23 protein-coding genes and 1 tRNA gene are annotated in these 21,912 nt (G+C 60.3%); 14 read left to right on the top strand and 10 right to left on the bottom strand.

The features are described 5' to 3' along the window. On the top strand, nt 1-436 hold a 436-nt coding region (locus tag ACK4TM_RS02160; protein ID WP_409696013.1), incomplete at its 5' end, for a formyltetrahydrofolate deformylase. 405 nt (nt 437-841) lie between these two features. On the opposite strand, the gene ACK4TM_RS02155 is transcribed toward ACK4TM_RS02160, so the two are convergent. From ACK4TM_RS02155 to ACK4TM_RS02135, 5 genes are all read right to left on the bottom strand, one after another. Beyond that, nucleotides 842-1,114 (bottom strand): DUF6538 domain-containing protein, encoded by a 273-nt coding sequence (locus ACK4TM_RS02155; RefSeq protein ID WP_409696022.1) that lies wholly within the window; start codon nt 1,112-1,114, stop codon nt 842-844. Between the two features lie 166 nt (nt 1,115-1,280). Further along, nucleotides 1,281-1,357 (bottom strand) — tRNA-Arg (locus ACK4TM_RS02150). A gap of 65 nt (nt 1,358-1,422) precedes the next feature. Further along, the gene (locus ACK4TM_RS02145; protein WP_409696009.1) at nt 1,423-2,820 is read right to left on the bottom strand and encodes a sensor histidine kinase; all 1,398 of its coding nucleotides are present in this window, start codon (nt 2,818-2,820) and stop codon (nt 1,423-1,425) included. A 15-nt stretch (nt 2,821-2,835) separates the two neighbouring features. After that, nucleotides 2,836-4,254 carry a dihydrolipoyl dehydrogenase family protein gene (locus ACK4TM_RS02140; protein ID WP_409696007.1) on the bottom strand — a complete coding sequence of 473 codons (1,419 nt, stop codon included), beginning with the start codon at nt 4,252-4,254 and terminating at the stop codon, nt 2,836-2,838. Between the two features lie 4 nt (nt 4,255-4,258). Continuing rightward, nucleotides 4,259-4,981, bottom strand: a complete 723-nt coding sequence (locus ACK4TM_RS02135) for a TVP38/TMEM64 family protein (RefSeq protein WP_409696004.1) — start codon at nt 4,979-4,981, stop codon at nt 4,259-4,261. A 230-nt stretch (nt 4,982-5,211) separates the two neighbouring features. On the opposite strand from ACK4TM_RS02135, the gene rpmH reads away from it, so the two are divergent. Genes rpmH through yidD form a run of 3 tightly spaced genes read left to right on the top strand, consistent with a single transcriptional unit; the run spans nt 5,212 to nt 5,971 of the window. Then, a complete protein-coding gene (gene rpmH, locus ACK4TM_RS02130; protein ID WP_007204042.1) occupies nt 5,212-5,346 on the top strand; it encodes a 50S ribosomal protein L34 in 135 nt (44 codons plus the stop codon). A gap of 23 nt (nt 5,347-5,369) precedes the next feature. After that, a complete protein-coding gene (gene rnpA / locus ACK4TM_RS02125) occupies nt 5,370-5,753 on the top strand; it encodes a ribonuclease P protein component (protein ID WP_409696019.1) in 384 nt (127 codons plus the stop codon). Continuing rightward, nucleotides 5,750-5,971, top strand: coding sequence for a membrane protein insertion efficiency factor YidD (yidD, locus tag ACK4TM_RS02120; RefSeq protein ID WP_409696000.1), 222 nt, complete (start codon nt 5,750-5,752; stop codon nt 5,969-5,971). The genes rnpA and yidD overlap by 4 nt, the downstream gene beginning before the upstream one ends. A gap of 54 nt (nt 5,972-6,025) precedes the next feature. On the opposite strand, the gene ACK4TM_RS02115 is transcribed toward yidD, so the two are convergent. Next, entirely contained in the window at nt 6,026-6,562 is a 537-nt protein-coding gene (locus tag ACK4TM_RS02115) for a DUF3833 family protein (RefSeq protein ID WP_409695997.1), read from the bottom strand. 87 nt (nt 6,563-6,649) lie between these two features. Here ACK4TM_RS02115 and ttcA point away from each other — a divergent pair, with 87 nt between their 5' ends. The 3 genes from ttcA (at nt 6,650) to ACK4TM_RS02100 (ending at nt 10,126) form a co-directional block, all read left to right on the top strand. Then, the gene (ttcA, locus tag ACK4TM_RS02110) at nt 6,650-7,513 is read left to right on the top strand and encodes a tRNA 2-thiocytidine(32) synthetase TtcA (protein ID WP_409695994.1); all 864 of its coding nucleotides are present in this window, start codon (nt 6,650-6,652) and stop codon (nt 7,511-7,513) included. A 243-nt stretch (nt 7,514-7,756) separates the two neighbouring features. Beyond that, complete coding sequence (locus ACK4TM_RS02105; protein ID WP_409695991.1) at nt 7,757-9,349, top strand: PstS family phosphate ABC transporter substrate-binding protein; 1,593 nt, start codon at nt 7,757-7,759, stop codon at nt 9,347-9,349. A gap of 168 nt (nt 9,350-9,517) precedes the next feature. Next, nucleotides 9,518-10,126 carry a LolA family protein gene (locus tag ACK4TM_RS02100; protein ID WP_409695988.1) on the top strand — a complete coding sequence of 203 codons (609 nt, stop codon included), beginning with the start codon at nt 9,518-9,520 and terminating at the stop codon, nt 10,124-10,126. Between the two features lie 91 nt (nt 10,127-10,217). Here ACK4TM_RS02100 and ACK4TM_RS02095 read toward each other — a convergent pair whose 3' ends face one another. Next, nucleotides 10,218-10,832, bottom strand: a complete 615-nt coding sequence (locus ACK4TM_RS02095; protein WP_409695985.1) for a hypothetical protein — start codon at nt 10,830-10,832, stop codon at nt 10,218-10,220. A 25-nt stretch (nt 10,833-10,857) separates the two neighbouring features. Then, nucleotides 10,858-11,445, bottom strand: coding sequence for a transglycosylase SLT domain-containing protein (locus ACK4TM_RS02090; RefSeq protein WP_409695982.1), 588 nt, complete (start codon nt 11,443-11,445; stop codon nt 10,858-10,860). Between the two features lie 207 nt (nt 11,446-11,652). On the opposite strand from ACK4TM_RS02090, the gene hspQ reads away from it, so the two are divergent. Further along, nucleotides 11,653-11,979 carry a heat shock protein HspQ gene (gene hspQ, locus ACK4TM_RS02085; protein WP_409695979.1) on the top strand — a complete coding sequence of 109 codons (327 nt, stop codon included), beginning with the start codon at nt 11,653-11,655 and terminating at the stop codon, nt 11,977-11,979. Nucleotides 11,980-12,045: 66 nt separating this feature from the next. Continuing rightward, nucleotides 12,046-12,816, top strand: coding sequence for a peroxide stress protein YaaA (gene yaaA / locus ACK4TM_RS02080; protein ID WP_409695976.1), 771 nt, complete (start codon nt 12,046-12,048; stop codon nt 12,814-12,816). Here yaaA and ACK4TM_RS02075 read toward each other — a convergent pair. Then, entirely contained in the window at nt 12,813-13,988 is a 1,176-nt protein-coding gene (locus tag ACK4TM_RS02075; RefSeq protein WP_409695973.1) for an acetyl-CoA C-acyltransferase family protein, read from the bottom strand. The genes yaaA and ACK4TM_RS02075 overlap by 4 nt on opposite strands. 127 nt (nt 13,989-14,115) lie before the next feature. Between ACK4TM_RS02075 and ACK4TM_RS02070 the strand changes: the two genes are divergently transcribed. Genes ACK4TM_RS02070 through selD form a run of 5 tightly spaced genes read left to right on the top strand, consistent with a single transcriptional unit; the run spans nt 14,116 to nt 20,839 of the window. Next, on the top strand, nt 14,116-14,775 hold the full coding sequence (locus ACK4TM_RS02070; protein WP_409695970.1) for an ABC transporter ATP-binding protein: 660 nt from the start codon (nt 14,116-14,118) through the stop codon (nt 14,773-14,775). Then, on the top strand, nt 14,772-17,153 hold the full coding sequence (locus ACK4TM_RS02065) for an FtsX-like permease family protein (RefSeq protein WP_409695967.1): 2,382 nt from the start codon (nt 14,772-14,774) through the stop codon (nt 17,151-17,153). The genes ACK4TM_RS02070 and ACK4TM_RS02065 overlap by 4 nt, the downstream gene beginning before the upstream one ends. Further along, nucleotides 17,143-18,168, top strand: coding sequence for a lipocalin-like domain-containing protein (locus ACK4TM_RS02060; protein ID WP_409695964.1), 1,026 nt, complete (start codon nt 17,143-17,145; stop codon nt 18,166-18,168). The genes ACK4TM_RS02065 and ACK4TM_RS02060 overlap by 11 nt, the downstream gene beginning before the upstream one ends. Next, nucleotides 18,161-18,718, top strand: a complete 558-nt coding sequence (locus tag ACK4TM_RS02055; RefSeq protein ID WP_409695961.1) for a pyridoxamine 5'-phosphate oxidase family protein — start codon at nt 18,161-18,163, stop codon at nt 18,716-18,718. Before ACK4TM_RS02060 ends, ACK4TM_RS02055 begins: the two co-directional genes overlap by 8 nt. 24 nt (nt 18,719-18,742) lie before the next feature. Next, nucleotides 18,743-20,839, top strand: coding sequence for a selenide, water dikinase SelD (gene selD / locus ACK4TM_RS02050; protein WP_409695958.1), 2,097 nt, complete (start codon nt 18,743-18,745; stop codon nt 20,837-20,839). On the opposite strand, the gene mnmH is transcribed toward selD, so the two are convergent. Beyond that, on the bottom strand, nt 20,826-21,878 hold the full coding sequence (mnmH, locus tag ACK4TM_RS02045; RefSeq protein WP_409695955.1) for a tRNA 2-selenouridine(34) synthase MnmH: 1,053 nt from the start codon (nt 21,876-21,878) through the stop codon (nt 20,826-20,828). The two genes, selD and mnmH, sit on opposite strands and share 14 nt — an antisense overlap. Nucleotides 21,879-21,912 lie beyond the last annotated feature (34 nt).

The following is a 21,912-nucleotide window of genomic DNA, read 5'->3' as shown; positions in this document are numbered from 1 at the left end:
AGCGCGCATCATGGATGTGGTAAATTCGACCGGCGCCGACCTGATCGTTCTGGCCCGGTATATGCAGGTGCTGTCTGACCGGATGTGCACGCAGATGTCAGGCAAGATCATCAATATCCACCATTCCTTTCTGCCCAGCTTCAAGGGCGCCAATCCTTATAAGCAAGCTTACGAACGCGGGGTAAAGCTGATCGGAGCGACATCGCATTACGTCACCGCAGACCTTGATGAGGGCCCCATCATCGAACAGGATATCGCCCGGGTGACCCATGCCCAATCCCCCGCTGATTACGTCAGTCTGGGACGGGATGTGGAAAGCCAAGTTTTGGCAAGGGCCATTCATGCCCATATCCATCGCCGTGTCATGCTGAACGGTAACAAAACCATCGTCTTTCCGGCATCACCCGGCTCCTACGCCTCCGAGAGAATGGGCTAGGGTCCTGACCCTAAGCCATCAATTACGGTGTAAAGGGCATTCGTCAGCTTGTCGAAATCCTTGTTCGCCGTGTTGTTGGAGTAATGTTCAAGTTCGAACTTTTCGATCCAGAATGATCTGAACGACAAAAAATCGTCGCGACTGATGGCTATGAGTGGCTGGTCACCATTAACTGCAATCCATCGATTGAGAGCTCGCTTGAAAGGGTTTTCCCATTTCCTGATCTGATCCGCCGATTTTCCAAGCCGACGGTTGCGTGAGAGGTGACAAAACTGTTCCCAGACCTCCGACATAAGAACAGGGGGTTTGGTGACTGTGCCCCATCAGCGCAGCAGTATCGACAAGATCAACTCTGTTTCCAGTTTCAGAAATAGCTTCTATCCGGGTCGGTAAGGCGTCTTCAGACTAGGTGACGACCCGTTCCAGTGGCAGATAGCTGAACCCCCGGCTTTGTGCCACTTTTCGGGCTGCTTCATAAGCAAGACGTGCGTCTTCGGACCGACCATCCAGCTTCGCCTCCCAGTGTTCAATCTGCGCACGCCATACGTCGTTCGCCTTTCGGCATGCCAACGAGTATGAGTCCGTTTCAAGCGATAGAGAGATTATTCGTTTGCGCGTTTCGACCGCGACATACCGCTTCGGGACCCTCTGCGCGAGATACCAAGTTTTGCATCGCAAAGTCGGTTTCAGGTCCTTGTGCAATGGCGTTACCCCGGTTGATCTGACCAACCGTATACACTGATGTCATGCAAATTGTCATGCAGTGTTGGGGGGCGGTATTGTTCAAAAACCCTAATATACCCTGCAATATCAACGGGTTGCCTTGATTTTGTCTAAGGGTAAATGGCGGACTGGGGAGGATTCGAACCCCCGACCCCTTGATTCGTAGTCAAGTACTCTATCCAACTGAGCTACCAATCCGCGTGTCGGTGCGTTTAGCCGCAGTATCGGGACGATGCAAGGGGGCAAACCAGATTTCTGGGCTATTATGTAGCATCGGCCAGGGCGAGGTCAGCCTTGGGCAGCTGAATAACAAAGGTCGTGCCTTTGTCGCCGGTCTCCAGCAGCTCCAGGCGTCCGCCATGGCCGCGGATCAGATCGGCGGCGATGACAAGGCCCAGGCCTGCGCCGCCCTTGCGTACGCCACCCTGAAACGGCTGAAACAGATGCTCCTGCGCCTTTTTGGGCATACCTGGCCCGGTGTCGGACACGGTCAGGCGCCAGACCAGTTCATCCTCATCCGCGCGCAGGCCGATTTCACCGGACTCGCCTGTGGCCATTATGGCCTGACGTGCATTGCGCACAAGATTGAAGATCACCCGGTACAATTGTTCGCCATCCGCGCGCAAGGTCATCGTGGCGGGGATATCTTCGGCGAAGGACAAGGGGTAATCGCCTGCGGCCAGTCGTTCGCTGTCGATCACATCCTCGACGATACGGGCCAGATTCACCCGCGCGAGCGACGGCGCAGGTTCTTCGACCCGGCCAAAGGCCAGTGTCGTTTCGCACAGATTGACCGCGCGGGTGATTGCATTTACCAGTTTCGGTGCCATCCGCTGCACCAGCGGGTCGTCTGACCCACCGATCCTGTCGGTGAACAATTGCGCCGATGTCATGATATTGCGCAGATCGTGGCTGACTTTGGCCACCGCGCCGCCCAGTTGCGCCAGCCGTTCTTTTTGCCGCAAAGCCCCGGTCAGCTGCGTCTGCATCATCTGCAACGCGACCTCAGCATCGCGTAATTCGCGGACCTTGGCGCTGGGGGTGATAATCTGGCGCGCATCCTCGGGGGCCTTGGCATAGCTTTGCATATGTTCCACGACGCCCTTGATCGGACGTACCAGCAGGATCTGTACCGAAAAGAACAACAGGCTGGCGGTCATGATCGAGATGAAAGCCGACAGGATCAGAATATTGCGCCCGTATTCGCGCATGGCTGCCTGCAGCGGGCGTTCATCCATCGTGATTTCGATCAGCAGCCCGCCATCGCGCACCGGGTTGCCGATCACCCTGATGATACGATCTTCCTTCTGCACCAATGTACGCAGCGCATCCACCACCAGCACAAGCCCGGATGGCGCGCGCATGTCGTAGGTGGCGCTGATCGTCTTTGTCACTGGCGACGACAGGGCTAGTTGTCGGATTTCATCGCGCCGTAGCACGACGTTGTAGACTTCGGCGTTGCGCAAAAGCTCTGCTTCCAGCGCGGGGCTGATCATCGCATCGGTTTCGGTCGCGAGCGATGCGATCTGCGCACGCTCAAGCCGGGCGAGAAGGTAGTCTTCGCGGAACCGCGCGACCGAGGGCACGAAGATGAAAATCTCTGCGATCATCACGAATATGATCGTAAGGATCAGAAACCGCCCTGAAAGAGAATTGATCATCCTGCCTCGCAAAGGTCATGGCAGAAATCGCTGCACAAGACCGACAACCCGCTTTACAATGGGGTTTTCAAAAAGTCTTGGGCTAAAGTAAGCACCTGCGGCGCGTTTGTTAACCTCATTCACGGTCGGGTAGGGCAAAACCGTTGTCGCGATGGCGGACATTTTCATGCGGTTGGCAATGGCCATCGCCCAGACGGCGATCAACTCGCCCGCCATCGGGCCTGCGATTGATACGCCGACGGGGCGGCCCCTGACGACCATCACCTTGATCAACCCATTGGCCTTGCGTTCGGCGATCAGACGGTCGTTGTGATGGAAATCGGTCCGGATGACTTCCAGCTTGGTGCCGAATTTTTTTTTCGCCTGCGCCTCTGTCAGGCCGACTTGCGCAAGTTCGGGGTCGGTATAAGTTGCCCAGGGGATGTGATCCGTGCGTTGCCTGGATGGCAGGCCCAGCACCAGTGACCGGATCAGCACGCTGGCATGATAGCCCGCGACATGGGTGAAATGCAGCCCCCCCGCGACATCCCCGGCGGCATAGACCCGCCGGTTGGTGACAGATCGCAGGTTGGTACCTACTTTCAGTCCCTTGGTGTCATGGGCGACACCGGCCTTGTCCAGGTCAAGCTTTTCGACATTCACCTTTCGCCCCACCGCGATCAACAGATGCGACCCGGCGATATCACCTTTGGGGGTGTGGACGGTGATCAGGTTATCTTTGCTGCTGACTCTGCTGGCATGTGCATCCTCGATCAGTCTGACGCCTTCGTCGCGCAACCTGTTCAGGACGATGGCCGCAGTCTCCGGATCATCCTTGCCCAGCGCCTGCGCACCTTCAATCACGGTCACGTCGCAGCCCAGTCGCCGGTGCGCCTGCGCCATTTCCATTCCGATCGGGCCGCCGCCGATGATGATCAGGTGATTGGGCTTTTCGCGCAGATCGAACAGAGTTTCATTGGTGTAATAGGTCACATCCGCCAGCCCCGGAATGGGCGGCACCAGCGGGCCAGACCCTGTGGCGACGACGAACCGGCGTGCGGTGACGATGGTGTCACCTGCCTGTACTTCGGTTCTTGAAATGAAGCGGGCAAAGTCCTGAATGACCTGCACACCCAGCCCTTCAAACCGTTCCACACTGTCAACCGGCGCGATGGTTGCGATGACATCGGCGATGTGATCCTTGGCAGCGGCGTAATCGACCTGCGCCTTGGCGGCTGCGATGCCCAAAGGCGCGCCATGCTCCATCGCATAGGCTTGCTTGGCCGAGGCGATCAGCGCCTTGGACGGCACGCAGCCATAGTTCAGGCAATCACCGCCCATCTTGTGGCCCTCGATCAGCACGACCTTTGCACCCATCTGCACTGCGCCTGCTGCGACCGACAGCCCCGCAGAGCCTGCGCCGATGATGCATATATCCGTCGTGATCCGGTTCATGATGCTACAGACCTTTCTTGCCGCGCAGGGCCTTGATGATGATCGGCATCACCGCCAAGGCGCATAATCCCAAGATTGGCAGTAATATGGCGGGTTCGAAGATGATGCCAAGGTTAGGTGTCTCGCCGCTGGCGAACACCTCGCTCAGTCCTGCACCGACTGAGGTATAAACAATGCTCCCCGGAATGATTCCCAGAAACGTAGTGATGACAAAGCGGAACAGCGGCACGCCAACCAATGCGGGCACCAGGTTGGCGACAAAAAATGGCACCGCCGGGATTAGCCGGATCAGGAACAGCATTTCCCACTGGTTGGCGTCGATCCCGTCCTTGATGCGTTTGACCATCCCGTCTGATGCTTCCATCCGGGCGGCCAGTTTTTCACCAAGTCCCCAGCGGGCGGCCTGAAAGATGATCACAGCCCCCAACGTGGCCCCAACAACGTTGAACAAGGCGCCCGCAAATGTAGCGAACAGGAACCCGCCGGTCAGCGTAGCAATCGTGGCGCCGGGCAGGGAAAAGGCAACGATGACGATATAGCCAGCGATAAAGCCCAGCACGGTCAACAGGTAATTGGCATCGCGAAAGGCCAGCAATGCTTCCCGGTTGTCGGCCAGCGCCTGAAAGCTCAGATAGTCGCGCAGATAGACCGCCCCCGCAACTGCAACCAGCAGAATGACGATCAACGGCAGCTTGCGCAGCATCGTGCTCTGGGGCTTTTCGGACATCGCTGGCTTTCAATTCAATCGTCTTGCCCCTTGATGCACGCAATGGGCCATGCGCGATAGCCGTATCACGGCGCGTTGATCTTGCGTGTAGGGATGTTTCAATCAACCGCGTCGGAAATCTTCGGCTAAGCGCGTTGACACAGCGCATCCCCCCCTCTAAGGAGCAAGTCTGAAATGTAGTACGGCCTCGAATCCTGTTTAGGGTTTGGCCTTCAACCGGAGGACACGCGATGAAGCGTACGTTCCAACCATCGAACCGGGTTCGCAAGAACCGCCATGGCTTCCGCGCACGCATGGCGACAAAAGCAGGTCGCAAGATCCTGAACGCACGCCGCGCCAAAGGCCGTGCAAAGCTGAGCGCGTAAGCGCCGCTTTCGACTTGAGCGTTTTGAAACCGCCGGCTGAACCTGAACAGGGGCATCCGGCGGTTTCCGTTTGTCTGCAGGTTCTGACCAAACGCGCGGATTTTGTCCGCGCCTCGCATGCGCTGCGCCAGGGCACGTCGGGTATTCACCTGCAGGCCCGCAAACGCAGCGAAGGTGAAGCCGGCGGCATCCGCGTGGGTTATACCTGTTCCAAGAAAGTCGGCAATGCGGTAGCCCGCAACCGTGCCAAACGCCGCTTGCGCGAAGCCGCCCGTCTTGTGCTGCCTGTGCACGGTAAGGAAGGGTGGGATTATGTGCTTGTAGGTCGGCACGACGTTACGGCGAAATTGCCGTTCGACACGCTGGTCGCTGATCTGCGTCGCGCATTGCGCAAGGTACATGGATGACACCGCTTGCTTATCTTCTCGCCTTACCTGTCCGGGCGTATCGCCTGATTTTCTCGCCTTGGGTCGGGCATAACTGCCGCTATCATCCCACCTGTTCAGCCTATGCGCTGGAAGCGTTGGAAAGGCATGGCGCACTGAAAGGCGGCTTTCTGACCATCCGACGCATCCTGCGCTGCCATCCGTGGGGCGGCAGCGGGATCGACAACGTCCCAAAGTGAAGTTTTTTCGTCAAAAAATCTTTGCGCCCCAAGAAATTTCGGCGAAATTTCTTGTCACAACTTTTCAAACATGATGGTGACCGTGCCGATGTCGAACCCGAAGCGCTTGACATAGGCCAGGTTCAGCAATCGGTCCTCTGTCAGCAGCCACATCCAGTCATCGAAGGTGACCCGCAAGGTATCTGCCGTGCCATCCGCTGACGGGATCGGCAGGTCGATTTCATACTGCCAGTTGAACCGGTTGTCCTGTTCGCGCCCGGTGGCCACACCGATCACGCCCGGTGCCGTGCCTTCCCAAGTGTCGGGGCCGGTCTTGATCAGGGTCCAGATGCGCTGTTCAGTTGATTCGTCCTCATAGATAAAATCTTCCACCAGCCGCAGCCGTTCGCCGTCCCAATCACCCGCGATGGTGACCGCGAAACTTCGCCGCACTGTGCCCAGGATATCTTGGAATTGGCCATAGGCGACAAGGTCACCGTCAAAAAACTCTTCCAGGTTCAGCTGCCGGTCGCTCAACGCGGGGTCATCGAAGGACGGCTTTCCCGTGCAGGCGGCCAGAAACAACAGGGTGGCAAAGGCAATCAGACGCATCACTCTCTCCGGTTTATTTTAGTTACGTTAACCGTGCCGGTTCGGATGCCTCTAGGCAGGGATGCGTTGATCTGGCATATCGCGCCCATGCTGGATGAAACTGAAATACACCCGTTGTTCGCAGACGCGCCGAGCACGACCGAGTTCAAGAAACTCCGTAAACGGATCGTGCGTCAGACGCGCGAGGCGATCGAACAATATGCCATGATTGACCGGCGCACCGACGGAACGGTGCCGAAATGGCTGGTCTGCCTGTCGGGTGGCAAAGACAGCTATACCCTGCTGGCGGTGCTTTACGAACTGAAATGGCGTGGTCTGTTGCCGGTCGATCTGATCGCCTGCAATCTTGATCAGGGGCAACCGGGATTTCCTGCTACGGTGTTGCCGGAGTTTCTGGCGCGCATGGGCGTCCCGCACCGGATCGAGTATCAGGACACGTATTCGATTGTCATGGACAAGGTGCCCGCAGGTCGGACCTTCTGCGCGCTGTGTTCGCGGCTGCGACGCGGCAATCTTTATCGAATCGCGCGCGAGGAAGGCTGTTCTGCCGTCGTGCTGGGACATCACCGGGATGATATCTTGGAGACCTTTTTCATGAACCTGTTCCACGGGGGCCGCCTTGCGACGATGCCGCCGAAACTGGTGAATGAGGAAGGTGACCTGTTCCTTTATCGCCCCTTGGCCCATGTGGCCGAGGTGGATTGCGAAAAATTTGCCCGGGCGATGAAATATCCGATCATCCCCTGCGATCTGTGCGGGTCACAGGACGGATTACAGCGCCAGCAGGTCAAACAGATCCTGGATGGTTGGGAAAAGAACAGCCCCGGCCGCCGTCAGGTGATGTTCCGGTCCTTGATGAATGCACGACCATCGCATCTGCTGGACCCCAAGCTGTTTGATTTTGCGGGCCTCGCATGCGGCAGCAACCAGAAAAAAATTGGTCTGTTCTGATCCATGTGGTGCCAAGCTGCCACAATCTGTTGCGATCTCCCCCGGTGCGTCGTCTGAATGCGCGCTGGCGGCTCGCACCGCATTGACCGGCAAATGGCCTTCTGCTTTCTTCATGCGCAGAAAAGCGCCGTCACCGGCCGATAAGCAAACGTGTTGCGCAAAGGGCGTTACGCACACGCATGATGTGCTGTCATCGGTGACCGTGCCTACCCCCATTGTCCCGACCGGGTACAGGAGCCGCATATGACCCTGCTGCAGAAGATTTCGACAGCGCTGCTGTGTGGTGTTGCGCCAACAGCGCTGATGGCGCAGGCGGTCGAGCTGCGGTCATCCGACGGGTTCATCAGCGTCGAGGGGGAGATCACCGGCTTTAACGGGGTCATGGTGGCGATCCAGACCACAGTCGGCCTGATGAACGTGCCCGCGTCGGAAGTGGTCTGTTACGGCGAAGGCTGTCGCGAGATTCTTGCCAGCAATGATTTCGGTCTGACCGCGGATGCCTTTGCAGATGTGGTCGACACGCTGGAACAGCCTCTCTCGGTCGTCGTGGATGAATTCACCGTTGGATTTGCCGCACCTTCTTATGCGAATCTTTACCGCACACTGGCGGGCGCTTTTGCCGTTGCCAGTCAGGCGACATCCTTTGTCGAACTCAGCGGCAACGGGCAGCTGACGATCGAGAATGCGGCCGGAAACGAAATCGCTGTATTGAGCATCGCTGAAAATGATGATCCGGGCGACATTGTTCTTGCAGTCACGTCGCTGGCGGAGGCCGCGGGACAGGATTATGCAGGACCTATGGATTGGGCAAACGCGCCGGTTCTGACCCATCATATGCTCGGCATGCGGGCATTTGCGGTCGTGACTTCGGCAGACGTGGGCGTTGATGCCATCACGCTTGACCAGCTTGCTGCAATCTATGCCGGAGACATCACAAACTGGTCTCAGATTGATGGTGCCGACCTGCCAGTCATGGCCTTGCAGCTTCCGACCGATTCCGAAGTGCGCGATGAACTGATCGCCGTAGTTATGGAACCTGCGGGCAAGACGATCGCCGACAATGTCCTGACCATGGAGGATGAGGCCAGCATCGCCGACGCCATCATCGGCTTTGCCGGTAGCATCAGCGTGGTGAATACAACACAGGCTGGTGCGGCCCAGGTCATGCCAGTTGCGGGGTCCTGTGGTTTCGCCATCGCCCCGAGTGATTTCAGTATCGCTTCCGGTGATTATCCGCTGATCCGGCCCGTCATGGCGCGGTTCACGGTGCCTTCCACGACGTCGTTGATCCCGGAGTTTCTTGATTTTGCCGCGGCGGATGTGGCACAGGACCTGCTGTCGCGCGAAGGATTTGTTGGCCACGGCGTGATCTTTCAGGCCGAAGCGGACAAGAACGCGCGGTTGGGTCAGCTTTTGTCCACGGGCCTTGACCCGGTCGAACGGCCAGTTGCGGCGCAGATGTTTCAAGCCCTTTTCGAGGCGGAACGCCTGACGCCGACGATTTATGGCGGCGCGGTCAGCGGACCAGAGGCGGGCTGGAACCGTGCCATGATGCGCAACCTGTCGGAATTGTTGCTGCGCCCCGAATACGCTGACCGAGAGGTGATCTTTGCCGGCTTCGGTGAAAGCGACGCAGGGCCACAGGATGCGATTGACCAATCGGCACGCGCGGCCGCTGATCTTCTGGCCGCCTTCGAGGCCTTCGCACCTGCCTTGGTATCGGGCAATAGTTTGACACTGACCTCTGCGGGCTTCGGTGCCGTCGCGCCGGCGACCTGCTATCATAGTCAGGTCGACAGCCCCGTACGCACCCGCGTGGAAGTCTGGATCAAGTAAATCCTTTACGCTGCGCTGCCGCGAGGCTGAGCGCCTTGGATAAATGCGGGCACGGCGCATCCGCTATCGGGAAACATGCGGCATGATATCGCTTAGCGCTGCGTCGCATGCTGTTGTGATGGGCATCCAGAGGGTGCAAAAGCCTTCCAAGCTACATAGGTATTGAATATGAAAACGCGCATCATCACCTTTCTCATGGCCTTTGCCCTGTCGGTCTTCGCTGTTGCGGCCTCTGCACAGCAACTGACTTTGCCGCAGATTTCCCAGTATTTGAACCAACTACAGACGGCACAGGGCGGCTTCACACAGATCAACGCAGACGGAACGCTGTCCACTGGCCAGATCTACATCAAACGGCCGGGCCGCATCCGGTTTGAGTACAATCCCCCCGAAGAATCGCTGGTTGTGGCCAGTGGGGGGCAGTTGGCGATATTCGATCCCCGGTCCAATGCAGGGCCGGATCGCTATCCGCTGAACCAGACGCCACTGAATATCATTCTGCAACGCAATGTCGATCTGACGGCTGCGCGTATGGTCACTGGTACGACATCGGATGGAACGACCACGACGGTGACCGCACAAGATCCGAACAACCCGCAATATGGCAATATCCAGATGGTTTTTACCGCCAACCCGATCGAGTTACGGCAATGGATCATCACTGATGACATGGGCAGCCAGACGACGCTGATCCTGAATGATCTGCAGTCGGGCGGAAACATCGGGGATATCATGTTCAACATTCAAGCTGAAATGCGCAGGCGCGGGTTCGAGTAAATCAACCGCAGAACGACAAAAGGCGTCTTTAACAGGACGCCTTTTCATTTTCCCGCGACTTTGCGGGACCCGCAGATCCCCTGTGGCCCCGTCAGTCCTCATCTCCGCACAGATAGACCGCCCCGCCTATGACGACAACGCTTGCAGCGGCACCTGCCAGCATTGTGGGCGCGCCGATTGCGGCGCCGGCGGATGACAGCAGGCTCGAAATCGTGCCAGCGTTGCCTGACAATACCAGCGCCCCGGAACTATGGGTGACAGTGGAGACGGTCGACGAAAGCCGGCTGGTCAAAGAGGCATCCTCGGCGGCTTTGCCAAGGCCCACGACGTTCATCGCCTGATCGCGGGTGGTGTTGACCAGACGGCAGGTGCGCGATGGTTCCACGCAGCGCCCATAGGCATCGCGTCGCCCTTGGGCCGGCATCGAATGGCTTCGGGTTCTGGCGTCGTAATTCGAACAAAAGACCTGCCGCTCGGCGGGGGTCAGCTCCGGCGTCAGATAGGCGACGACGACTGCGCCGGGGCAGGTGTTGCGGCTGAAAATCCGTTCCCGGAATGACGAATAATAAGGTTCTGAATCATCATAGAATATCTGATAGGGTTCGCCCTCGATGTTCGTGTAGCAACTGGCAGTTGCGGCCATTGCCGGTGCAGCCAATGTCATGCCCACGATGGCCGCTGCGATCATTTTGAAATAAGTCATCATTCGCTTCCGTCTATGCAATGGCGGGTCACCGTCTGCGACAGGCCCGAAGCTGAGTATCATACATGACCGCACGAGAATCGACCGCATCCGCCACCCGGATCAGCCAAGCCTTGGATCGCCAGGTGCCGCGCAGATATCCTTGCCGCCCATCATGATAGGCCAAATATTGATTACGCGTGTCGTGCAAAGGTACGCCGGTTTCCGCGACAGTCTTGGTCATATACCAGCCCATGAAATCGGTCGCATGGTTGATGTTGTCGCGCCGCACACGGTTGCCGGCACCTTCCTGCTGGAATTCGCGCCAGGTGCCGTCCAGCGCCTGACTATATCCCAGCGCCGATGATTGCCGGCCAATGGGGATCACGCCCAGCGCATAGGTGTGCGGTGGCCGGATATCCCCGATAAATTTACTTTCCTGGTACATCATCGCCATCATCGTGGGGACCGGTACACCATATTTCCGCTCTGCCGCCTGGAAAGCACGGTAGTAATGTGGTCGTTCGCTCGCAATGCTGCAAGCGTCATCAAGATTGCGCGGCGCCGAGAAGTTCCCGCTGCCGCCGCAGCTGCCAAGGAACAACAAGAGTGCCAGTGCGCGGATGTATCTGCTCATTCGCCCGTCGCCTGATTTTGTTTTTTTCACCCTAGCCTGTTTTCGCCCGACTGGAAATGGCTAACCAGTCCAGACCCGCTCACAAATCCCTTGATCAGCGGGAACCCGAGCATGCGGGGTTGGCTATTTTGCCAGGTTGCGTGGAAAGGACAGGGTTGGACTCTGCGCGGCGAGATGCCATATAATAGGGTGAAAGGTAATGAAAACATGCTGAAAACCTCTGCAAAGTACCACTTGGGGCAGATTGTCCGTCATCGCAAACATCCGTTTCGCGGCGTGATTTTTGATGTTGATGCTATGTTTTCCAATACCGACGAATGGTATAACGCCATCCCCGAAGACAGCCGTCCAATGAAGAACCAGCCTTATTACCACCTGTTGGCCGAGAACGAGCAAAGCTTCTACGTCGCCTATGTTTCAGAACAAAACCTTGTGGCCGATAATTCCGGTGAGCCTGTGGACCACCCTGATCTGGACGAATTATTCGGCCCGTTCGAGGACGGGCTTTATCCGCTTCAGGTCCAGTTGAACTGACACTTGGCGGCTGGTCATCGCCGTGCGGCATGTTACATCCCATGGCAATGACCAAAGGATGCGCTGATGCTTGTTGTGATTTCCCCCGCCAAATCATTGGATATGGACCCCGTGCAGATGCACGCGACCCAGCCCGCGTACCAGGATGACGCCGTCCGCCTTGCCAGAACCGCCCGCAATCTGACGCTTGGCCAGCTCAAGGATCTGATGGCGATCTCCGATGATCTGGCCCGGCTCAACCGTGACCGCTTTAGGGCCTTTGCCGCCGACCCTGCCGATGACGCCGTGAAACCCGCCGCTCTGGCGTTCAACGGCGACACCTATCAGGGGTTTGAGGCAAAGACCCTGTCCGAGGATGATCTGTCTTGGGCGCAGGATCATTTGGGCATCTTGTCGGGGCTTTACGGGCTGCTGCGCCCACTTGATGCGATCCAACCCTACCGGCTCGAAATGGGCAGCAAGCTGAAAACGCGGCGGGGCACGTCGCTGTATGACTATTGGGGCGACATCATCGCCACGGCGCTGAACGCCCGCGCGGCCGATGTTGGGACCGACACGCTGATCAACTGCGCTAGCCAAGAATATTTCGGCGCGGTGGACCGCAAGGCCCTGAAACTGCGCGTCATCACCCCCAACTTCATGGAAGTGAAAGACGACAAACCCCGGATCGTCAGCTTTTTCGCCAAGCGCGCAAGGGGTGCGATGGCGCGGTTCATCGTAGAACACCGACTGACGGAAGCGGAAGGGATCAAGCATTTCACCAGCGGCGGCTATGCGTATGATGCCGACCTCTCCGAGGGCGATACATGGATGTTTGTGCGGGATTACCCGGCTTAGATCCGCTCAATCGCCAGCGCGATGCCCTGCCCCCCACCGATACACATGGTGATCAATGCGCGTTTGCCGCCTGTCCGCTCCAGTTCGTACATCGCTTTGACGGTGATGATCGCCCCCGTCGCGCCCACGGGATGGCCCAGCGCAATCGCACCGCCGTTCGGGTTCACGCGGGCCGGGTCCAGCCCGAGTTCCTTGGACACTGCCAGCGCCTGCGCGGCAAAGGCTTCGTTTGATTCGATCACGTCGAAATCCCCGACGCGCAGCCCGGTCTTTTCCAGCAGTGCGCGCACGGCGGGGACGGGGCCGATGCCCATCACCTCGGGCCGCACCCCGGCATGGGCATAGCCCAGAATGCGGAAACGCGGTGTCAGGCCTGCCGTCTCTGCCGCGTCGGCGCGCGCCAGCACGATGGCCGCAGCACCGTCGTTGAGGCCAGAGGCATTGCCCGCCGTCACGCTGCCGTCTTTCTGGAACACGGGGCGCAGCCCCGCCAATGCCTCCGCCGTGGTCGCCTTGGGGTGTTCGTCGCGGATGAAATCCACGGTTTCGCGTTTGACGCGCACCTGCACCGGGGCGATCTGGCTGTCGAAATAGCCCGCCGCAATCGCCGCCGCCGCGCGTTCCTGACTTTGCAGCGCAAAGGAATCCATTTCGGCACGAGTTATGTCATGTTCACCTGCCACATTTTCCGCCGTGATCCCCATGTGACCCGTGCCAAACGGGCAGTTCAGCGCGCCCAGCATCATATCTTGCGTGCGGATGTCGCCCATCTTTGCGCCCCAGCGCTGGTCGGAAATAATATAAGGTGACCGGCTCATATTCTCGGACCCGCCGGCAAGGCCGAAATCAGCATCCCCCAGCATCAGCGATTGCGCGACCGAAATGATCGCTTGCACGCCCGACCCACAAAGCCGGTTCACATTCATCGCAGGCACGCTGTCGGGTACACCGGCCTGCATTGCGGCAACGCGGCTGACATACATATCCTTGGGTTCGGTATTGATGACATGGCCAAAGGCGACATGGCCAATTTGATCGCCAGCCAGTCCTGACCGTTCCAGCGCTGCCTTGGCTACGACTGTGCCCAGTTCAATCGGCGTGGTGCCTGCCAGCGCCCCGCCAAAGGTGCCGATGGCGGTACGTGCGCCGCCCAGAATGACGATGTCGGTCATGATGTCCTCCTCTGATCCGCAATCAGCTTAACCCATTGTCCCGCCCGCAAAAGCCAGAACGTCGCGGCACCGGCGAAAACGAAAGGCCGGGCGTTTCCTTTGACCCTGCATGTGTTAATTCAGCGCTATGACTTTGCTCACCGTCGACACCCTGACCAAGACCTATGCCACAGCCGATGGCCCGTTTGACGTATTGCGCGGCGTCAGCCTGGCGCTTGATGCTGGCGAAAGCCTCGCACTGACGGGCGAATCGGGCAGCGGCAAAAGCACGCTTTTGCATCTGATCGGTGGGTTGGACCGGGCCGATGCGGGCCGGATCGTGCTGCAGGGTCAGGACATCGCCCAGATGGACGACGCAGGCCGCGCGGCGTTGCGGCGCGGTACGGTGGGTGTGGTGTTCCAACAGTTCAACCTGATCCCCAGCCTGAAAATCGCTGATAACATCGCGTTTCAGGCCCGCCTTGCCGGGCGGTATGATGCCGATTGGTGCGCCACGCTGGCGGATCGGATGGGCCTGCGGGACCATTTGCGCAAATATCCCGAACAACTTTCGGGTGGCCAGCAGCAGCGCGTGGCGATCGCGCGCACGCTCGCACCGCGTCCCGCGCTGGTGCTGGCCGATGAACCCACCGGCAATCTGGATGAAACGACCGCCGCGACAGTGATGGACATGATGCTGGAACTGGTCACCAAATCCGGCGCGGGCCTGCTGATGGTTACCCATTCGCAAGCGCTCGCCGCACGGCTGCAGCGCCGTTTGCATCTGCGCGCGGGGCAGGTGGCATGACGCGCACGGCCTTTACTGCGCTTTTGTCACATTGGTGGCGCAATCCGCTGCAATTGTTCACGCTTCTGGCGGGTCTGGCGCTGGCTACAGGCCTGTGGTCCGGCGTGCAGGCGATCAATGCTGAAGCGCGGGCAAGCTATGACGCCGCCGCCAGCACCTTGGATGAAGGTCGCTATGATCGGCTGGTTGCCCGCGATGGCGCGCCGTTCGCGCAGGATATCTATATCGCGCTGCGCCGCGCGGGCTGGCAGGTCAGCCCGATGGTGTCGGGCGAACTGGAGGGCATCACCCTTGTCGGTCTCGATCCACTGACAGCACCGGTCGAAATGGGGCCGACAGCCCTTGGTGGTGATCTCGATATCGCGGCGTTTCTGACCGGGGGCGCGCAGGTGCTGGCAAATGCCGCGACCGCCCCCCGGTTGCTGGACCTTGATGTGATCGTGACCGATGATTTGGCCGATGCCAGTGCCGTCACCGATATTGGCACGGCGCAGGACCTGCTGGGGCGGGCGGGCCAAGTCGACAGCTTGCTGGTGTTGCCCGATCAGCCCATCGGCCTCCCAGATCTGGCACAGATCGCCCCCACCCTGACGCGGCAAGCCGCACAAGGCGGCAACGATGTCGCCGGGCTGACTGACAGTTTTCATCTGAACCTGACCGCCTTTGGCCTGCTTTCCTTCGCCGTCGGTATTTTCATCGTGCATGGTGCCATCGGACTGGCGTTCGAACAACGTCGCGGCATTGTGCGCACCCTGCGCGCGCTTGGCGTGCCACTGAACCGTTTGATCGGGCTGATGCTGGCGGAGCTTCTGGTCTTTGCCTTGGTAGCGGGCGTGATCGGCGTCGCACTTGGCTACGTCATCGCTGCGCTGTTGTTGCCCGATGTCGCGGCCACATTGCGCGGGCTTTATGGTGCGGATGTTTCGGGCAATCTGCAATTGCGCCCGGTCTGGTGGCTGTCGGGGCTGGGTATCGCTTTTGCCGGAACACTTCTGGCGGGCGGATCTGCACTGTGGGGCATCGCGCGCATGCCGCTGCTGGCGGCGGCACAGCCGCGCGCCTTGGCAATGGCGGCCGGGCGCAGGGCGCGTTGGCAGTTGATCGTCGCGCTGGTGCTGTTGGGGTTGGCGGCCGTGCTGGTCTTTACCGCCGACGGGCTGGTCGGGGGCTTTGTCCTGCTGGGGGCGTTGCTGGTCGGTGCGGCCTTTGCCCTGCCACCGGTGCTGAACGCGGTGCTGGCCTTTGCCTCTGCGCGCGCTAAAGGCGTCACCGCGCAATGGTTCTGGGCCGATAGCCGCCAGCAATTGCCGGGCCTCTCGCTGGCGCTGATGGCGCTGATGCTGGCGATTGCGGCCAATGTCGGTGTGTCGACCATGGTATCCAGCTTTCGGCTCACCTTTACCGGGTTTCTGGATCAACGGCTTGCCTCGGAACTCTACGTCACGACGGAAAGCGCCGACCAGACCGCCGCCTTGATCGCCTACGCCGCGACGCAAGACGTCGCGGTCCTGCCGATCCAATCCACCGATATCGCGGTTGCGGGACTGCCGACCGAGGTGTTCGGCACCCGTGACCACGCCACATACCGCGACAACTGGCAATTCCTGCAAAGCCGGCCCGGCGCATGGGACGCCACCTTTGCTGGACAGGCGGTGGTGATCAACGAACAACTCGCACGGCGCGGCGGGCTGGCGCTGGGTGATCCGGTCAACATTGGCGCGCAGACCTTGCCGGTCGTGGGCATCTACGGCGATTATGGCAATCCCATCGGGCAGGTCGTGCTGGGCGAGGATATCTTTGCCATTGAATTTCCCGACGTCACAGCACGCCAGTTCGGGCTGCGTGTGCCCGGTGACGTGGCGGATTTCGTGATCGGCCTGACGACGGCCACCGGCATTGGCGCGGGCCAGACCATCGATCAGGCCGGGATCAAGGCGGTGTCGCTGGCGATTTTCGAACGCACGTTCACTGTCACGACGGCGCTGAATATCCTGACCCTTGCCGTTGCCGGTTTCGCCATTTTGATGAGTTTGCTGACACTGGCCGCGATGCGCCTGCCGCAACTGGCCCCTGCCTGGGCCATGGGGATGACGCGTGCCGCACTTGGCCGCCTGGAATTGCTGCGCGCGGTGATGCTGGCGGTGTTGACCGCCGTGCTGGCCTTGCCTTTAGGGCTGGCGCTGGCCTGGGTTCTTTTGGCCGTAGTCAATGTCGCGGCTTTTGGCTGGCGATTGCCGATGTATCTGTTCCCGCTCGATTACGCCCGCCTTGGCGGTTTCGCGCTGCTTGCTGCTGTGCTTGCTGCAGGCTGGCCCGCATGGCGTTTGGCGCGCACGCCGCCCGGTGAACTGCTCAAGGTTTTTGCCAATGAACGCTAGAATACTGATCCTTTGCCTGCTGCCGGTCAGCGCAACGGCCCAGGGGTTTGCCGGTCTCGGCACCGATGTGGATGGCTTCTCAACCCCCGCCCCCAACCCCGAGTTCGATTTTCCCGCCGACCACGGCCCGCATCCCGATTACCGGATCGAATGGTGGTACCTGACCGCCAATCTGGAGGATGCAGACGGCACGCCTTATGGCCTGCAATGGACACTCTTCCGCTCTGCGCTTGCCCCCTATGACACGACAGGCTGGCAAAGCCCGCAATTGTGGATGGGTCACGCGGCGGTCACCACGCAGACCCACCATTTCGTCGCTGAACGCCTTGCGCGCGGCGGCATTGGGCAGGCGGGCGTTGTCGCCGATCCGTTCAACGCGTGGATCGACGACTGGACGCTGCAAGGCGATTGGCAGACCATGCAGATGCGCGCGACCAGCGCGGAATTCGCCTATCAGATGGAGTTGACCGCGACCGGCCCGTTGGTGTTTCACGGTGATAACGGCTATTCCGTCAAATCGGCCGTAGGGCAGGCGTCGTATTATTATTCGCAGCCGTTCTTCGACATCACAGGCACGCTGCAATTGCCCGATGGCGATGTGGCGGTATCGGGCAGCGCATGGCTTGACCGTGAATGGTCGTCGCAGCCTCTGGCAGAAAACCAGACGGGCTGGGACTGGTTTTCGCTATCTTTCGACGATGGTGCCAAGCTGATGGGCTTCCGGCTGCAACAAACGGACGGGAACAACTTTACCTCTGCCACATGGATCACGCCGCAGGGCGACACGACGCCATATTCCGATGGTGCGTTGCAGGTGGAACCGCTTGGCCTGAACGCTGCGGGCGTGCCGGTGCGCTGGCAACTGAGTCTACCCGCACGCGACGTCGACGTGCAGGTAGAGGCGCTGAATGACGACGCATGGATGACGACCAGCGTGCCCTATTGGGAGGGGCCCGTGACCTTCAACGGCAGCCATCAGGGCCGCGGCTATCTGGAGATGACAGGCTATGACTGACCGGTTTGAGACGCTCGACGGGTTGCACGCAAAAGCATGGGAGCTGCTGGGGAAGGGCGTGCACGATGCCAGCCATCCCTGCCGCTTGCCCACCATCAGCACGATCAGCCCAGACCACTGGCCAGAGGCGCGCACGATGGTCCTGCGCTCCGCCGACAAGGCGGCAGGCGGGCTGACCCTGCACACCGATCTTCAATCCACCAAACTGGCAAGCCTGCGCGTCAACGCGCGTATCGCCCTGCATGTCTGGGATGCGGAAACTGCGCTGCAAATCAGGCTACAGGCGAGCGTTGCGATTACCAGCGGCGATCCGGTTCGCGCGTTATGGGACAAAATCCCCGACCACGCACGCCAAAGCTATGGCGTCATCCCGCCCCCCGGCACACAGATCGCCACCGCGCTTGATTACGTCAAATCGCCCGATCCCGCGACCTTCGCGGTGCTGGATTGCCGCGTGATGCAGATCGACCTTGTTCATTTGGGCGAAGATCACCGCCGTGCCACCTATTCACGAAGCGATGATTGGGCAGGGCAATGGCTATCGCCGTGATCCGCCGTGGACTAGAGCGGACAGATGGATAAATTACCCCTCACCCGCGACCTTGTCCTGATCGGCGGCGGCCATACCCATGCGCTGGTCCTGCGCAAATGGGGGATGCAGCCCTTAGCCGGGGTGCGGCTGACTGTGGTCAATCCCGGTCCTACGGCGGCCTATTCAGGGATGCTGCCGGGGTTTGTGGCGGGGCATTACAGCCGCGATGACCTCGATATCGATCTGGTCAAACTTACCCGCTTTGCAGGGGCGCGGTTCATCGATGGCGCGGCCAACGCAATTGACCGTAAGGAACGGACCGTCACCGTCGGGGGTCGCCCACCCATTCACTATGACGCGCTGGCCATTGATGTTGGCATCACATCGGAAATGCCCGCCTTGTCCGGTTTTGCCGCGCATGGCGTGCCGGCCAAGCCCTTGGGCGACTATGCGCGCGCATGGGACAGGTTCCGCAGGGCGGCCAAGGCCCCGCAGATCGCGATCATCGGCGGCGGCGTCGCCGGGGCAGAATTGGCGCTGGCCATGGCCCATAACCTGCGCGCCAAAGCGCCCCAGGTCCGCGTCATCGACCGTGGGCGCGCGCTGTCTGGTCTGGGCTACAAGGCACGGCAACGCATGCTGGCAGCGATGACAGCCTATGGGATCGAACTCGTAGAAAATGCCGAAGTCACCCAAATCTTTCCCGAAGGTGTGCTTCTCAAGGATGGCCGACTGATCAACAGTGATTTCACCACAGGTGCTGCAGGGGCCAAACCGCATGACTGGCTTGCGGATACCGGGCTTGATCTGCACGACGGCTTTGTCGCGGTGAACCCACATCTGCAAAGCTGCGATCCGGTGATCTTTGCCGTGGGCGATTGCGCGCATATGTCCGCCAGCCCGCGACCCAAGGCCGGGGTCTATGCTGTCCGTCAGGCCCCGGTGCTTTATCATAACCTGCGCGCGGTCCTGTCGGGCGGGGCAATGCGTGCCTACACACCGCAGCGCGATTACCTCAAACTGATCTCGCTGGGTGGCAAATCGGCGCTGGCGGAAAAGTTCGGCATCACATGGCAGGGCGGGTTGCTGTGGCGGCTCAAGGATCGGATCGACCGCCAATTCATGTCGCAATTGGCTGACCTGCCCGTGATGCCCGCGCCCGCCCTGCCGCGTGTCGCAGCGCTTGGCCTGCGCGCGGCACTGGGCGACAAACCGATGTGCGGTGGCTGCGGGGCAAAGGTCGCGCGCGGCGCGCTGCAACAGGTCCTGGGTGACGTTTTCGGCGATGACGCGGGCGACGTGCAGCCGGGACAGGTGATCAGTACCGATCATCTCCGCGCGCTGACCGCCGATCCCGTCCTGATGACACGGATCGCCGCAATCCATGCGCTGGGCGATATCTGGGCGATGGGGGCCAGTCCACAGGCTGCGACCGCCAGCATCATCCTGCCCCGGATGAGCGCAGACCTTCAGCAGCGTACAATGACGGAGATCATCGCAACCGCGACTGACACCATGACAGCCGCGGGCGCGCGGATCGTCGGCGGTCATAGCTCGCTTGGGGATGAACTGACCATCGGCTTTACCATCACCGGGCTGGTGGACCGGCCCATCACCCTGGCCGGGGCGCGGGCGGGTGATGTATTGATGCTGACCAAACCACTGGGCAGCGGCACGATCATGGCGGCCGAAATGGTCGGCCAGGCGCGCGGCGCCGATGTGATCGCCTGTCTTGATCTGATGATCCAGCCGCAGGATGCAGCCGCCCGCATCCTGCGCAACGCGCATGCGATGACCGATGTGACGGGCTTTGGCCTTTTGGGGCATCTGCGGGGTATCTGCGATGCATCAGGCACCGGCGCGATGGTGGACTGGCCGCAGGTGCCATTGATGCAAGGCGCAGCGCACATGTCGGCGCAGGGCATCAGGTCCAGCCTTTTTGGCGATAATCAGGCCGGGGCCGGGGCCGTCACGGGCATTGTTCCCGATCTGGCCTATGATCCGCAAACAGCGGGCGGGTTGCTGGCCGCGGTCGCCGCCGAAAGTGCAAAAACCCTGTTGGCGCAACTGCAAAGTGCCGGTTACCGCGCCGCCATCATCGGCCAGATCACCGCCGGGCTCGACATCACTCTGCGCTGACCAGCGGCAGGATCGCCGCGATCAGCCGATCCTGTCCCGCGTCATCCAGCGTGTCAGTCACCAGTTCCGCCAGCACATCATGGTCCGCCGCCTTGCGCGATTTGGCATAGGCCGGGTCGTAATGCTGGCCCATGATCGCGGTGGCAAACCCCGTCAGATCACCCGCCCGCAGCAGCGCGATCCAGCCATCCACCACATCATGGCCGCGCACATAGCGCAGCGGTGCCAGCCGTTGCGCCACCCGATCGGGGGCAGCGCCAATATCGGCATAGGCCTGCGCCAGAAACCCCGCCCGCGCCTCCAGCGGCGCATGCAGCACGATCCGCCCCGCGCCACACATCGCCGCCCAAAGCATTGGGGGCACGATCAGACGGCCGATCTTGCTGCTTTCCGCCTCGATCACCACCGGGCGCGCGGGGTCGAGCCGGTGCAGCGCCAGCGCGATCCGCGTCTCGAACGCGCGCTGGGACGGCTGGCCTTCGTCCCTGCCACCCAGCAGCGACCCGCGATGATGTGCCAGATCCTCCAGATCAATGACCTGGACATTTCTGGCGGCCAGCCGTGCCAGCACCGCCGTCTTGGCGGTGCCGGTATTGCCATCCAGCAGGATGATCCGGTGCGGCAAAGGGGTTTCATAGACCGCCTCATGCACTAACCGGCGAAAGGTCTGATAACCGCCCTGCACCGTCTCTGCGCGCCAGCCTATCTGGCTCAGGATCGATGCGAAGGACCCCGACCTTTGTCCGCCCCGCCAGCAATAGACCAGGGGCCGCCAACTGCCGTCCTTATCCGCCATTGCCTGCGCGATATGGTCCGCGACATTGCGCGCGACCAGCGATGCACCCAGCTTGCGCGCCTCGAACGGGCTGATTTGCTTGTAGATCTTGCCGACCCGGGCGCGTTCCGCATTTGACAGGGCGGGTAGGTTGATGGCACCGGGAATATGGTCAATCGCAAATTCCGCAGGCGAACGCACATCGATCACGGTGTCGCTACCGTGGTTCAGGATATCGCCGAGTGATAGGAAATTGCGCGCCATGCGTCCTTCTACCTTGAAGGGATGTGGCGCGAAA

It is taken from the genome of Yoonia sp., from assembly GCF_046292185.1.
Taxonomy (GTDB): Bacteria; Pseudomonadota; Alphaproteobacteria; order Rhodobacterales; family Rhodobacteraceae; genus Yoonia.
Note: the sequence above shows the minus strand (reverse complement) of the source record. Positions and strands in the feature narration are given on the sequence as shown.